Raw genomic sequence first — 14,305 nt, forward strand, 5'->3', positions numbered from 1 at the left:
ATCACCGGTAACACCAATTGCTGCAGCAACTCTTAAACGACCAAAAACATCTTTATTTGCGATTGGTTTTTGAGTCAGTTTTGTAATATCTCTGAAAGTAATTAAACCAACTAATTCATAGTTAGCATTTACTACCGGTAATTTTTCGATTTTATGTCCTTGTAAAACTACTTCGGCTTGTTCTAGTGAAGTTCCTTCGGCAACAGTTACTAAGTTTGTACTTGTCATTACCTCAGCGATTGGTCTTGCTCCGTTTTTTTCGAAACGTAAATCACGGTTTGTAACAATTCCTTTAAGGATTCTGTTTTCGTCAACGATTGGTATTCCGCCTATTCCGAATTCTTTCATTGCATTTTTTGCATCTGCAATTGTTGAATTCATTGGTAAAGTTACGGGATCGATAATCATTCCTGATTCAGCACGTTTTACTTTTCTAACTTTCGCAGCTTGTTGCTCGATAGTCATATTTTTATGTAAAACACCAATTCCGCCTTCCTGCGCCATAGCGATTGCCATAGAACTTTCGGTAACGGTATCCATAGCAGCAGATACTATTGGAACGTTTAATGTTATATTTCGGGAAAATTTTGATTTGATACTCACTTCGCGAGGAAGCACATTCGAGTAGTTAGGTACTAATAATACATCGTCGTAAGTTAAACCTTCGCCGATAATCTTGGAGTTGTGTGCTATCATGTTGCAATTTGTAGTTGAATTGCGTGCAAATATAGTGAATAAATTGGAAACTTGATTACTAACCTATTCATAAAATTAACTTTACAGGAAATATCCTGCAAAAATATTAGTGATGTTTTGAACCATATAAGCGATATAAGTTTATTTAATTACGTTGTCCATAGTTCTCAACTTCGCTCGAACTGACAATCAAATCTTTGTATTAAAGTAATAGACCGGATTGTTTTTTTTAACCATATAAGCGATATAAGTTCATTTAATTACGTTGTCCATAGTTCTCAACTTCGCTCGAACTGACAATCAAATCTAATCATAGGCTGTATTGTTTTTTTAAACCATATAAGTGATGTAAGTTCATTTAATTACGTCGTCCATAGTTCTCAACTTCGCTTGAACTGCAATCAAATCTTTTGTATTAAAGTAATAGGCTGTATTGTTTTTTTTGAACCATATAAGTGATGTAAGTTCATTTAATTACGTCGTCCATAGTTCTCAACTTCGCTTGAACTGACAATCAAATCTTTTGTATTAAAGTAATAGACCGGATTGTTTTTTTTAACCATAAAAGCGATATAAGTTTGCGCATATTTCTTGATTACGATTGAACTGAGAATTATTTTACTATATTAAAGTCATAGCCCTGATAGAAGCGGTATCCTTTTTATTCGCTTTTTTGCGGATGAAAAGATACAAGCGGATAGCAGGAAATAGCTCCTAATTATTTTATAAATCATAGATGTGATATAAGTTTATTTACGCATAGTTCTCGACTCCGCTCGAACTGACAATGGAGTTTTCTATCTGTATTATAGTGTACTACTTCATTTGAATTGATAGCAAAATCTTCTGCATGAGGTTTCGACTTTGCTCAAACTGACAAACGTAACATAACTCACATAAATAATTAAATGAACTTATATAACTTATATGGTAAAAAAAAAAAAAATCAATCCTCAGAATCCTGGAAAACAAAATTGAAACCGAATTGAAATGCTATACTATTCGCCTTCGAGACATCTTTATATTCGAGGACATTATCGACGAGAAGATACATATTGAGTTTACCGAGTGTTCCCGAAATTCCTAAACCTATGTTTTTATTTGAATAGGAATCGAATGTATAAGTGGCTTTAACATCTAGTTTTTCGAAAATGCTTCGTTTGTAAAAAGCAGTAAAAGCTACGAAAGGTTCTACTGGCATTGACATCATAAACAATTGTCCTCCAACTGCGTTAAGATATTTTCTATTGATATTTCCTTTGCAATTGCAATCTCCGTTATAACGTGATTCGCCAAATGAATATTGAAGCGACGAATAGAATTTTGTTGGTCGCCAAGTGGTGTATTTGTTATAAAGTGTGTCGCGTGGAATGGCTTTATCAAATTCATCAAAGATATTTTCAGGTTCATTTGATGGATCAAAACTAGGATTTACACCTTGATAATTATAGGTTCCTTTATAGGTTAATGTTTCAATATCTTTAGTATGTCTGATAAAACCAAGATCAACAATACTTGCCGTAAATTGAAGGTTTTTCTTGAAATAATAAGTAAGTCCGGCATCAAGTCCAAGACCTAAACTTCCGTTAAAGAATGTATTATGGACGATATCTTTTGGAATACTTCCATCATATTCGTCTTTTGTAAAAGCGGCAATTCCTGAGGTTTTTATTTCTAAATTTGAAGCAATTACCTGATTATAAACATTGGGTGTTCCTGGATTTTGACCTGTATAAATAAATCCTGAATTTTTAGTCGAAGTTGCATTGGCACCACTTGAATATAATTTTGCCCGACCTCCTAAAACTAGTTTTTCATTGAGTTTTTTATGAAATCCTATATGAAATACCGAAAGGACTTCGGCTCTAACGTTTAAATCGGCGAGATTGAATGATTTGCCTATATAATCGCGATTTCCATCTAAGGCTAATATCGCAAGATCTTTAGGAACATACATTAAAAAATCAAATTCCTGATAAGCTCCAAATGAAATATACGATTGACTTTCCTTTCCTCCTACTCTGAAACCGCCGGAAAATAATTCGAGTTGTTGATTGACCTGAGTTTTGTCTTTACTAGATGAATTATTGATCACATTGCGAACTTTGTCATTGAAATCGACTCCGTTATTGGCAAATAAATCATATGCCGAAAAACTGCTGGAACCTAAATTTGCTGAAACACCGGATAATACGGGAACTCCAAAATAAAATTTATACGAAACATCGGCTCCGGGATTTACAAGTGACGATTGCGGAATTGACGTAAAATCATAGAGCACTTCTTTGTTTTGGGAAAAACAAGAAAGTTGAAAAGCTACGATTAAAATCAGATATAACTTTTTCATTCTATTTCCATATAAACGGTTGCACCTGATCGCAATTTTAAACTGCCTGTACTATTTTGATCTAATGGAGGCCCGGGAGCCATTCTTACAAAAAAAGCTAATTTAACTGTCTTTTTTAAAAGATCTAATCTTTGATTTTCAAATACTTCGATTGGATATTTTATACTATTTGGACTTCCTGAATAGGCAGGAATTGAATATGAGTCGGTTTCAAGTATTTGATCGTTAGCATCAAGAAGCACAATGTCTACAGTGAAGGCTCTGATAATTGTGTTTTCAATTTCAAAATCAAGTTCGGCTTTTACCAGATTATCTCTAAAAAATTTCTCTTTAAAAGCATCAAATTCCTCTTCATCAAATGCTACTTGCCCGTCTCCACTATTTGCAAATTGAGTTGCCGGTACATTAAAATGGGCAAGATTAGCTACAAACACAGGTTCCAGTTTTAGATCTTTAGTCTGATCAAAATCCAGATCGCTTGAGCATGAAGAAAACAAGATTGATAAAAATAATATCTTAGAAAATCTATTTATAAAATTTACTTTCATAGCTAATATGTATCTAAATAACAAACAACGTTATTTTGTTACTACTTATTATCTGCTTATAGTAAATATAGTAATTTTCTTAGTTTTGTCAATGAAATTTGCCAAATAATTTTGAAGCTTCGTTATAAGCGCTTTCAAAGCTTAAGGAATTTAGTCCTGTAGATTTTTTATTGGATGTAAAATAAGAAATTAATTTTTCGGTTGGCATATTTCCCGTTAGCTTATCTGTTGCCATCGGGCATCCGCCAAAACCCTGAATTGCGCCATCAAAACGTGTACAACCTGCTTTTGATGCTGCATCAATTTTTTCGAACCAGCTATTTGGCGTTGTATGCAAATGTGCTCCAAACTCAATTTCAGGATATTTTGGAATTAAATTTGAAAAAAGATGTGTAATAACTTCCGGTGTTGAGCTGCCAACTGTATCTGAAAGTGATAAGATTTTCACGCCCATTCCGGCAAGTTTTTGGGTCCATTCGCCTACGATTTCAACATTCCACGGATCTCCGTACGGATTCCCAAAACCCATTGAAAGGTAGGTTACAACTTCTTTGTTTTTCTTATCGGCAATTTCCAGAATTTCTCCTAAAGTTACTAAAGATTCGGCTATTGTTTTATGTGTATTTCGCATCTGAAAATTTTCAGAAATAGAAAAAGGAAATCCCAAATATTGAATTGGTTCATGTTCTGATGCTAATACTGCACCTTGCGTGTTCGCAATGATAGCTAATAATTTACTTGTAGTCTGAGATAAATCAAGTTGTGCCAAAACCTCAGCGGTATCCTGCATTTGCGGAATCGCTTTTGGAGATACAAAACTCCCAAAATCAATGGTATCAAACCCTACTCTAAGCAAAGCTTGTATATAAGAAACCTTGTTTTTAGTGGGAATAAAAGTTTTGATACCTTGCATAGCATCACGAGGACATTCGATAATCTTGATTTCTTTATTCAAAGCTTATTCTTTAGTGAAGGCTAAGTTAGTTTCTTTTTTAAAGAAATAAAAGTTAATAATTTTCTTAATTACAACATTACACAATATCGTAATAACGTACATTATTACACAAAAACGTAATATTAATAATTATTACATATATTTGTAATATCAAAGTTAAATTATTTTTAATTATATTTGAATATGACAAGCGTAATCACTGGCGATATTATTGGGTCAAGACAACAGCCATCCAAACATTGGGTTGAAGATTTGAAAAAAATCTTGTCTCCGTTTGGGGAAACACCAAGTCAATGGGAAGTTTACAGAGGAGATGAATTCCAGATTGAGATTAAAAATCCTGACGAAGCATTATTGTCGGCTATTTTAATAAAAGCACATTTAAAAGCTATAAAATTAGATGCGAGAATGAGTATTGGTTTTGGCGATAAAACGCATAATGCCGATAAAATATCCGAAAGTAATGGAAGCGCTTTTATAAATTCCGGAGAACTTTTTGAAACTTTAAAAAAACAAAAAGTAACTTTAGCCATGAGAACGGGAGACGCGCTTGTTGATGAAAAAATGAATTTGATGATACAGCTGGCTTTGACCTTTATGGACTATTGGCTTGCTCAACCTGCCGAATTTGTAGCCGCTGCAATTGAAAATCCGACTTTATCGCAGGAAGAATTGGGACAAAAATTGGGTATTAATCAAGCAGCAGTAAGCCGCAGACAAAAACGGGCACAGTTTGATTTAGTAATGAATTTAGATCGTTATTTTAGAACACAAATAAAACAACTTACAACGCCATGATTTTATTTATAAAACTACTTTTAGCACATTTATTAGGCGATTTTATATGGCAGCCCAACTCTTGGGTCGCAGATAAGGAAGCTAAAAAACATAAAAGTATTTATTTATATTTTCATATTCTTTTACACGGAGTTCTGGCAGCAATTTTGGCTGGAGAAATTCGGTTTATACCCTATGCCATTTTAATTGCCGTAACACATGGCATTGTAGATTTGATTAAACTGAATTTTCAGAAAACAAAAACAAAACGTACCTGGTTTATTATTGACCAAATTCTACATGTTTTAATTTTGGCCGGAATCGTATTGCTTTATAAGGATGAACCAATACACTTTCTTTGGATAAATAATCAGATTTGGATTTTAATAACCGGTATTTTATTGATTACCAAGCCAACTTCGATTTTTATCAAAACTATTATTTCTATCTGGAATCCGGAAAGCCAAAATAGTCACAATGATAATTCGCTCGCTGCTGCGGGAAATTATATTGGTATATTGGAACGTTTGTTTGTATTCTGTTTTATACTTACAGGACATTTTGAAGCAATAGGATTTCTATTAGCCGCTAAATCTATTTTTAGATTTGGAGATTTAAAAGAAGCCAAAGACCGAAAACTTACCGAATATGTTTTAATTGGTACTTTAATAAGTTTTGGAACTGCCATTATCGCTGCATTAATTGTTCAGGCGCTGCTTTTACAATTGCTTTAAAATCTTTTTATTAATTGCTTTTATCAAAGCCGGACCTTCATAAATAAAACCCGTATATAATTGTACCAGGCTTGCTCCTGCGTTTAATTTTTCAATAGCATCATTTGCAGAATGTATTCCTCCTACTCCAATAATTGGGAATGCTTTATTGCTTTTTTCAGAAAGAAAACGAATTACTTCGGTCGAGCGTTTCGTTAATGGTTTTCCTGACAAACCTCCCATTTCAGCTTTATTTTCAGATTGTAATCCGTCTCTTGAAATCGTTGTGTTTGTTGCAATTACACCTGCAATTTGGGTTGTTTTTATAATATCAATAATATCTAATAATTGCTCGTTTGTAAGATCCGGAGCAATTTTTAAAAGTATTGGTTTTATTTTTTGAATGCTTGTTTTTTGCTTTTCTACATTTCTGTTTTGCAGCGTTTGCAATAAAGCTGTTAAAGGCTCTTTATCTTGTAAAGCTCTTAAATTTGGAGTATTTGGCGAGCTTACATTTACTACAAAATAATCTACATGATCAAACAAAGCATCAAAACAAATGATATAATCGTCTACGGCATTTTCGTTTGGAGTTACTTTATTTTTTCCGATATTTCCTCCAATCAAAACTCCTGAATTTCTTTTTAAACGTTCAACGGCTTCAAGAACTCCGCCATTATTAAAACCCATTCGGTTAATAATTGCCTGATCTGCTTTTAAGCGAAATAAACGTTTTTTAGGATTTCCTTCCTGACCAACAGGCGTAACGGTTCCTATTTCTATAAATCCAAAACCAAAATCAGAAAGCTCTTTATACAACTTAGCATCTTTATCAAATCCTGCGGCAAGACCAACGGGATTTTTGAATTTAATGCCAAAAACTTCACGTTCTAAACGAACATCTTTTACCTCATATATGGCTTTTATAATTGATGAAACTCCGGGAATTTTTGAAATGAATTTAACAAATGAAAAAGTAAAGTAATGTACTTCTTCCGGATCAAACCAAAAAAGTATAGGGCGAATTATCAATTTATACATAAGATTGTTGTGTGTGTTTTTTCGGTTGCAAATTTAATTATAATACTTCAGACAATTATAAACTAAAATGAATTTTTATTTTATACAATTATTCCTGTTTTTTTCATAATTTTAATGAACTTAAAATACTGAAAATGAAAAGAATAAAAAAAACTCTTCGACAAATAGCACTTATGTGCTTAATGGGATCATTTTTTTTGATTTCAATTGATAGCATCGCACAACGTCGTGGCGGTAATGGAGTACACAGAGTGGTGCAACGCAGGCAAGACCCGTACAGGCAAGACCTGCGAACCAAACAAGACCAACAACTCAAACAAGACCAGGGTCTAATGGTGCCGGAGTAAAAAAACCTGTCACTACAACCAGACCTGCTTCGACTGGCAATAAAGCTGCAAGACCTTCGACTGTGGATCGAACAAATAATAAAAATTCGAATACAGTCAATAGAAATAATAATGGAAACGGAAATACTAATATTAGCGGAAATACTGTTAACAGAAATAATATTAATGTAGACAGAAGCCGTGACATCACTATAAACAACAATCATAATACAGTTGTACGAAGAAATACTGTAGTTTATGTGCGTCCGCCTTACAGATATGGCGGTTATAGATACAATACATATCATCCTTATTATTTTCATCCTTACAGACCTTATTACTATGGGCCTGTGTGGCATCCGTGGGGATTTTTTGTGGCTACTTTAGCCGTTACAGCAATTGTTGTCAGCGTAGAAAGCTCTCAATATCATTATGATCAGGGAGTTTGGTATGCACCGTCAAGCGGAGGCTATACTGCCGTGCCAGCACCTGTAGGAGGAACTGTAAATAATATCCCAAGCGGAGCAGAAACGGTCAATACCGGCACTGTAAATAATTACTATTATGGAGGAACCTATTATGAAAAAGATGGAAGCTCCTATAAAGTTGTACCACCAACCGCGGGAACATTAGTTGATAATTTACCTGAAGGCGGTAAAGAAGTTACGATTGGTGACGTGAAATATGTGAAATTTGGAGAAACTTATTACCAGCCTGTAGAAGTTGATGGCAAATCTAAGTACGAAGTTGTACTTGTTGAGGAAGATAAATAAATTATAGTAACTTTATCAAATTAATAGGACTTAATAAAGTTATTTTTTTAACTTTATTCATGCTTTCATATAAGGGATTATTGCATAAATTTGTATTAATTTTCTTTCATAAAATATTAGATTAAAAATTACTATAATGAAAAATAAAACATATTGGATTATCGCAATCCTGACAATCTCTATTATTTTAATTGCTTACAGTTATACCAAATTTGTTCCTGACAAAAAGCTTAGCGCAATGGATTGTGCCGAAATTCCAAATGTTGCGGATGCATCATTATTTAAACCCACAATCGAAAATAAAAACCGACCTCCAGCGAACAAAACTCCAAAAGGAATGGTGTGGATTCCAGGTGGGGAATTTTCTATGGGAAGCAATGTTGAAGATGAAAGTTTATGCAGTATTAAAGGAGTTACAAAAGATGCGGCGCCAATTCATCAGGTTTATGTTGATGGTTTTTATATGGATCAAACCGAAGTCACAAACGAGCAATTTGAAGCTTTTGTTAAAGCTACAGGTTATGTAACATTAGCCGAAATAAAACCAACTCACGAAGAATATCCTGATGCGCCACTAGAAAATTTAGTTGCCGGATCAGCTGTGTTTTCGCCCACTCCTGTTAATGTGAATTTGAATAATTACATGCAATGGTGGACATATGTTCAGGGAGCTGACTGGAGACATCCGAAAGGTGACGGAAGCTCCATAAAAGGCAGAGAGAAATATCCCGTTGTTCAAATTTCGTTCGACGATGCTGCGGCTTATGCAAAATGGGCAGGCAAAAGATTACCGACAGAAGCAGAATGGGAATTTGCAGCACGCGGTGGAAAATCAGGACAATTATACGCTTGGGGAAATACATTAAAACCTAAAGGAAAATTTCAGGCTAATATTTATCAAGGGCATTTTCCTGTTGAAAAAGGAGATACTGGCGAAGACGGTTATATTGGTATTGCTCCTACAGCACAATTCGAACCCAACTCTTACGGACTTTATGACATTGGCGGAAACGTTTGGGAATGGACAAACGATTGGTACACCGCCGATTATTATACTGTAATAAGCGAAAAAGGTAAAGTAACAAGGAATCCTCAAGGTCCGGAATCATCATACGATCCGGGAGAACCAAACTTACCTAAAAAAGTACAGCGTGGCGGATCATTTTTATGTACAGATCAATATTGTACGCGTTATATGGTAGGCACAAGAGGAAAAGGAGATTATAAATCACCGGCAAATCATATTGGTTTTAGATGCGTTCAATAAAAGTTTTTTTGCCACGACCCGACCGAAGGGAATCGGCTAAGCAATTTCACGAATTAGCACGAATTAATTTTTAAATATAAAATCCAATTTCCGATTGCAATTCGTGAAATTGGATTTTTTTTGAGCTTTTCAAACATATTTCATTAGTGAAAATTCGTGAAATTCGTGGCAAACTTTTTTACTCAAATTTTTCCACCTTATGCAATCTGAAGCATTAAAACGCCTAAATATTTGCTTATATTTGCTAAAAATTAAACAAATGCAACATATTATAGATCGTTTTATCAGTTACGTAACTATTGATACCGAATCAGATCCAAATTCACAAACAACTCCAAGTACAGAAAAACAATGGAATCTTGCCAATAAATTAGTCGAAGAACTAAAAACAATTGGTCTGGAAGATGTTACTATAGATGACAAAGCATATATCATGGCAACTTTACCAAGTAATGTAAACCATGAAGTTCCGGTAATTGGTTTTGTTTCACATTTTGATACATCACCGGATTTTAGCGGAGCAAATGTAAAACCTCAAATTATTACCAATTACGACGGAAAAGACATTATTTTAAATGCAGAGAAAAATATTGTTTTATCTCCCAGCTATTTTAAAGATTTACTACAATATAAAGGACAAACGATTATCACAACCGATGGAACTACTTTATTAGGTGCTGATGATAAAGCTGGAATTACCGAAATTGTTTCGGCAATGGAATATTTGGTCCAGCATCCTGAAATTAAACACGGAAAAATCAGAATTGGTTTTACGCCTGATGAAGAAATTGGTCGTGGCGCTCATCATTTTGATGTAGAGAAATTTGGCGCAAAATGGGCTTATACCATGGACGGTAGCCAGATTGGCGAATTAGAATATGAAAATTTTAATGCGGCCGGAGCCAAAATTACTTTCAAAGGAAAAAGCGTTCATCCTGGTTATGCCAAAGGTAAAATGATCAATTCAATATTGATTGCGAATCATTTTATCAATGAATTGCCTAAAGATGAAACACCTCAGGAAACAAAAGGTTACGAAGGATTTTTTCATGTTCATCATTTAACCGGAAGCATTGAAGAAACAGTTTTAGAATTAATAATTCGTGACCATAACAAAATCAAATTCGAAAAAAGAAAAGATTTAATTGGTAAAATTGCCAAGAAAATCAATAAAAAATTTGCCAAACAATTCGGTGAAGATATTGTAATTGCTGAAGTTAAAGATCAGTATTACAACATGAAAGAAAAAGTACTTCCAGTAAAACATATTGTTGACATTGCCGAAAAAGCAATGAGAGAATTAGGTATTAAACCTATCATAAAACCAATTCGTGGCGGAACAGACGGATCTCAGTTATCATTTATGGGATTACCTTGTCCGAATATTTTTGCGGGCGGACATAACTTTCACGGAAAATATGAATATGTTCCCGCAGAAAGTATCCAGAAAGCCACTGATGTTATTGTGAAAATTGCCGAACTTACTGCTATTCCAGGCATTTTTGATATAGTAGAAAAACCTAAAAGAAAATAATAAATTGGAACCAACCTCCGATAAAAAACACGTTTGGGACAAAGTCAATAATTGGGAAGAAGAACTTCTTTTCCTCAAATCAATTATGGACAAAACCGAACTTGTTGAAACGATAAAATGGGGCGGTCTTATTTATGTTTACAACAAAAAGAATGTTATCGGAATTGGAGGTTTTAAAAATTACTTTGCAATTTGGTTTCTGAACGGAGTTTTTCTAAAAGATGAGAAAAAGAGATTAATTAATGCTCAGGAAGACAAGACAAAATCTATGCGTCAATGGCGATTTACTTCTAAAGAAGAAGTAAACGAAAAAGAGGTTTTAGAATATATATTAGAAGCTATTGAAAACGAAAAACAGGGGAAAGTTATTAAACCGACTAAAAAAGAAGCCATTGTTTCTGAACTTCTTCAAAAGGAAATGGATAAGAATCCGGCTTTAGCAGAAGTTTTTCAAAAATTCAGCCCTTATAAACAATATGAGTTTTTAGAATACGTTGAATCTGCTAAACAAGAGAAAACTAAACTTTCAAGAATCGAGAAAGTGATTCCAATATTTTAGGAAATATTGGATTGAATGATAAATACAGATAAGGTTTAAATTTCATTACCTTGTCACTCTGAGCGAAGTCGAAGAGCTAATTACAACATACTTGACCTTTCTCAAAGTTTTAAAAAACTTTGAGAAAGGTTTTTTTACGCATTTTTGTCATTTCGACGGAAGGAGAAATCATACTAGAAACTCCCCACAGAATGTCGATAATCTTTGTCGATCAACGTATGTGATTTCTCCTTGCGGCGAAATGACAAAGCTTTGTCGAGTTACTCAAGGAGATCCCTCGTGCCAATGTCATTAAGTTAAGCTTTTTACGAACTATAGTTTTTTCTCTCGAAGTCTATTTTTGAATTGCCTCCAGCTTTAGCTGGAGTTTATATAAACTCAATCTGAGTGGCTTTAGCCAAAATGCGTAATTTGGCTAAAGCCATCTTATTGTGCGCATTAAACACCTCCAGCTGAAGCTGGAGGCTAGTCAATAAATTAAATGCTCAAAAATTTTCCGACTATTTGCCTGAAAATTGTTTGATCATAATTATCTTAAAAAAGCTTAACTTAATGACATTCCCTCGTTCGGGATGACAAACTATACGAAAATATTGTTATGAAACTCATTGTCTTAGCCCCGATAGAAGTGGAAATCCTTTTGTGGCGGTCCCGAGGCTTCGGGAGCCACAAAAGATTGAAACAGATAGCGGGATTAGCTTCTAAAAAAAAATTGGTTTTATCATAGAAATCGGGATGACAAGATCGTGGTTACTAAATTGCAAGAAAAAAATCCGTATAAATCCGTGTTTTCGCAAGGCGAATCCGCGTCATCCGCGTTCTTTTTTCACGATTTACTTTGTCGAGCTTCTAACGGAGATCCTTCCTGAGCGAAGTCGAAGGATTGTTGTCTACTCACATCATGCAAACTTCGACTTCGCTCAGTCTGACAAACTAGCGTATTATAAATAAAAAATCCCAAACTCCAATCGTTAAATTGGAATTTGGGATTTATCTTTTACTTGAAATTTCTAAAAAAATTACGCTTTTTTAACTGAAGCAGCGCTCATTTCCATAGAAATTGCAGAACGCTCAATTTTTAATTTTCCAGACATTGTTTCAATTACTGCACTTGTTTCAGCAAGTTCAACAATTTTACCGTGAAAACCACTTTTAGTAATTATCTTATCACCTACTTTTAGGCCACTTTCAAATTCTTTTTCGTTTTTTGCTCTTTTTTGTTGTGGTCTGATCATGAAGAAATACAGCACTACAAACATTAGTAAATAAGGAGCAAATTTCATTAAATCTTGCATAGTATTCAGTTTTTTATTTTGTTATTAATATTTATGTTTTGGCACTTCGACTTCGCTCAGTGTGATTGTATTGGAATTTAGCTCTTCGACTTCGCTCAGAGTGACATCCTTGGGATTTGGGACTTAAAAAAATTGGAATTTCTTTCAATTTTACATTAAACCTCTACCCACTTTAATCATTTTTTTATTCGCAGTAAGCTCTTTAACAAGGTTATCTAAAATTCCGTTGATAAAAATACTACTTTTTGGTGTAGAATACTCTTTCGCGATTTCTAAATATTCGTTAAGAGTTACTTTTACTGGAATCGATGGAAATTTTAAAAACTCGCAAATTGCCATTTTTAAAATGATAGTATCAATTTCAGCAATCCTGTCACTGTCCCAATTTGGCGTTTTATCATCATATTCTTTTGCAAAGATTGTTTCGTTTAAAACTGTTCTTCTGAACAAATCTTTCGCAAAATCCTTATCTTCAACATCTTTATACAATTTAGGCACTCTAAAATCGTCCGGATCCTGAGTTTTAATCGCTTTCAATTGCTTAACAATATGTGTATTTACAACCGGAATATCATCAACCCAAGTTAATTTATCATCTTCTAAATACTCATATAATTTTTCGTTAGGAACAATTACATCAGCAAACAAATCGATCACAAATTGTCTGTCTTCTTCAAAAGTATTTACCGAAGTGCTCATGTATTGTACATACAAATCACTTGCTTTAATATCATTTAAAAGTAAAATGATATAATCATCATTCAAAGACCAGTTGTTGATTTTACGATTTTCTAAAGCAATACTAAGTGAATTACTTTCGGCAAGAAGTTGGAAAATTTTGTTGTTGATGAACTTTTCGTTCGGTTTACGTTCTGCAGCAGTTGCAAGATGTTTTTTGCTTGATAGATGTAAAAAAACAGATTCTTTTTTGCAAATTTCAATCAATGAAGAAAGCATTATAAGATATAAGTCCTGAATATTATCAATACTGTAAAAAAGGAATTTCTCTTCTTTTTCCAGATTATCAGAACCGCTTTGATGCATTGCATAAATGGATTGCATTACTTTAACGCGTATGTGTCTTCTATTTACCACCTTGTAAGAACATTTAAAAATTAGTCTGCAAAATTAAGTATTTAACAGGTGATAATAAAATTTAAAGCAATAAAAAACCTCTCAAAAAGCAATTAATTTATGACATTAATAAAAAGCCGCAGTTTTCATTTTACTAGACTTTGAGATTTTTAAACAAAAACAGTTTAGCTTCCAGCTTAAAAACTTCCAATCTAAAGTTTTTTTTAACACAAAGTTCTCAAAGATTTTTTTTAATTAAGCAGTTTTATAAAAACGCAAAGTTCACAAAGCTGTATGTTGAACCCGCTTTGCTAAATTTACGATTAAATACGCATTCCAATCTGAAGTTTTTTTACCGCAAAGTTCTCAAAGTTTTTTTTTAAAAACTAAGCAGTTTTAT

Annotated in this window: 14 protein-coding genes; 7 read left to right on the forward strand and 7 right to left on the reverse strand. The window is 33.6% G+C overall.

Annotated elements, in window-relative coordinates; translation table 11 throughout:
- From ACHZDT_RS21645 to ACHZDT_RS21660, 4 genes are all read right to left on the reverse strand, one after another.
- On the reverse strand, window positions 1-696 hold a 696-nt coding region (locus ACHZDT_RS21645), incomplete at its 3' end, for an IMP dehydrogenase (protein WP_394776778.1).
- A 946-nt stretch (window positions 697-1,642) separates the two neighbouring features.
- Window positions 1,643-3,043, reverse strand: coding sequence for a DUF5723 family protein (locus tag ACHZDT_RS21650; protein ID WP_394776779.1), 1,401 nt, complete (start codon window positions 3,041-3,043; stop codon window positions 1,643-1,645).
- Entirely contained in the window at window positions 3,040-3,591 is a 552-nt protein-coding gene (locus ACHZDT_RS21655) for a hypothetical protein (protein WP_394776780.1), read from the reverse strand. Before ACHZDT_RS21655 ends, ACHZDT_RS21650 begins: the two co-directional genes overlap by 4 nt.
- 88 nt (window positions 3,592-3,679) lie before the next feature.
- A complete protein-coding gene (locus tag ACHZDT_RS21660) occupies window positions 3,680-4,546 on the reverse strand; it encodes a hydroxymethylglutaryl-CoA lyase (RefSeq protein WP_394776781.1) in 867 nt (288 codons plus the stop codon).
- A gap of 183 nt (window positions 4,547-4,729) precedes the next feature.
- On the opposite strand from ACHZDT_RS21660, the gene ACHZDT_RS21665 reads away from it, so the two are divergent.
- Both ACHZDT_RS21665 and ACHZDT_RS21670 read left to right on the forward strand, forming a co-directional pair.
- Window positions 4,730-5,344 carry a hypothetical protein gene (locus tag ACHZDT_RS21665; protein ID WP_394776782.1) on the forward strand — a complete coding sequence of 205 codons (615 nt, stop codon included), beginning with the start codon at window positions 4,730-4,732 and terminating at the stop codon, window positions 5,342-5,344.
- Window positions 5,341-6,057: a DUF3307 domain-containing protein gene (locus ACHZDT_RS21670; protein ID WP_394776783.1), complete on the forward strand. Its 717-nt coding sequence runs from the start codon at window positions 5,341-5,343 to the stop codon at window positions 6,055-6,057. Before ACHZDT_RS21665 ends, ACHZDT_RS21670 begins: the two co-directional genes overlap by 4 nt.
- On the opposite strand, the gene ACHZDT_RS21675 is transcribed toward ACHZDT_RS21670, so the two are convergent.
- Entirely contained in the window at window positions 6,043-7,077 is a 1,035-nt protein-coding gene (locus tag ACHZDT_RS21675) for a quinone-dependent dihydroorotate dehydrogenase (protein WP_394776784.1), read from the reverse strand. The two genes, ACHZDT_RS21670 and ACHZDT_RS21675, sit on opposite strands and share 15 nt — an antisense overlap.
- A gap of 134 nt (window positions 7,078-7,211) precedes the next feature.
- Here ACHZDT_RS21675 and ACHZDT_RS21680 point away from each other — a divergent pair, with 134 nt between their 5' ends.
- From ACHZDT_RS21680 to ACHZDT_RS21700, 5 genes are all read left to right on the forward strand, one after another.
- Window positions 7,212-7,424, forward strand: coding sequence for a hypothetical protein (locus ACHZDT_RS21680; protein ID WP_394776785.1), 213 nt, complete (start codon window positions 7,212-7,214; stop codon window positions 7,422-7,424).
- Window positions 7,425-7,486: 62 nt separating this feature from the next.
- Window positions 7,487-8,176 (forward strand): DUF6515 family protein, encoded by a 690-nt coding sequence (locus tag ACHZDT_RS21685; protein WP_394776786.1) that lies wholly within the window; start codon window positions 7,487-7,489, stop codon window positions 8,174-8,176.
- A gap of 136 nt (window positions 8,177-8,312) precedes the next feature.
- The gene (locus ACHZDT_RS21690) at window positions 8,313-9,443 is read left to right on the forward strand and encodes a formylglycine-generating enzyme family protein (protein ID WP_394776787.1); all 1,131 of its coding nucleotides are present in this window, start codon (window positions 8,313-8,315) and stop codon (window positions 9,441-9,443) included.
- 259 nt (window positions 9,444-9,702) lie between these two features.
- Window positions 9,703-10,977, forward strand: coding sequence for a peptidase T (pepT, locus tag ACHZDT_RS21695; protein ID WP_394776788.1), 1,275 nt, complete (start codon window positions 9,703-9,705; stop codon window positions 10,975-10,977).
- A gap of 4 nt (window positions 10,978-10,981) precedes the next feature.
- Window positions 10,982-11,536: a YdeI family protein gene (locus ACHZDT_RS21700; protein WP_394776789.1), complete on the forward strand. Its 555-nt coding sequence runs from the start codon at window positions 10,982-10,984 to the stop codon at window positions 11,534-11,536.
- Window positions 11,537-12,555: 1,019 nt separating this feature from the next.
- Here the strand turns inward: ACHZDT_RS21700 and yajC are convergent.
- Together yajC and nusB are read right to left on the reverse strand one after the other, a co-directional pair.
- Complete coding sequence (yajC, locus tag ACHZDT_RS21705; protein ID WP_394776790.1) at window positions 12,556-12,831, reverse strand: preprotein translocase subunit YajC; 276 nt, start codon at window positions 12,829-12,831, stop codon at window positions 12,556-12,558.
- 150 nt (window positions 12,832-12,981) lie between these two features.
- Entirely contained in the window at window positions 12,982-13,893 is a 912-nt protein-coding gene (nusB, locus tag ACHZDT_RS21710) for a transcription antitermination factor NusB (protein WP_394776791.1), read from the reverse strand.
- Window positions 13,894-14,305 lie beyond the last annotated feature (412 nt).

Source organism: Flavobacterium sp. (assembly GCF_043722275.1).
Taxonomy (GTDB): Bacteria; Bacteroidota; Bacteroidia; order Flavobacteriales; family Flavobacteriaceae; genus Flavobacterium.

Bases quoted from the DNA above. Each gene is read 5' to 3' on its own strand.
- ACHZDT_RS21650 (WP_394776779.1), bottom strand. From the start codon at position 3,043: ATGAAAAAGTTATATCTGATTTTAATCGTAGCTTTTCAACTTTCTTGT.
- ACHZDT_RS21655 (WP_394776780.1), bottom strand. From the start codon at position 3,591: ATGAAAGTAAATTTTATAAATAGATTTTCTAAGATATTATTTTTATCA.
- ACHZDT_RS21665 (WP_394776782.1), top strand. From the start codon at position 4,730: ATGACAAGCGTAATCACTGGCGATATTATTGGGTCAAGACAACAGCCA.
- ACHZDT_RS21670 (WP_394776783.1), top strand. From the start codon at position 5,341: ATGATTTTATTTATAAAACTACTTTTAGCACATTTATTAGGCGATTTT.
- ACHZDT_RS21675 (WP_394776784.1), bottom strand. From the start codon at position 7,077: ATGTATAAATTGATAATTCGCCCTATACTTTTTTGGTTTGATCCGGAA.
- ACHZDT_RS21680 (WP_394776785.1), top strand. From the start codon at position 7,212: ATGAAAAGAATAAAAAAAACTCTTCGACAAATAGCACTTATGTGCTTA.
- ACHZDT_RS21690 (WP_394776787.1), top strand. From the start codon at position 8,313: ATGAAAAATAAAACATATTGGATTATCGCAATCCTGACAATCTCTATT.
- pepT (WP_394776788.1), top strand. From the start codon at position 9,703: ATGCAACATATTATAGATCGTTTTATCAGTTACGTAACTATTGATACC.
- yajC (WP_394776790.1), bottom strand. From the start codon at position 12,831: ATGCAAGATTTAATGAAATTTGCTCCTTATTTACTAATGTTTGTAGTG.
- nusB (WP_394776791.1), bottom strand. From the start codon at position 13,893: ATGCAATCCATTTATGCAATGCATCAAAGCGGTTCTGATAATCTGGAA.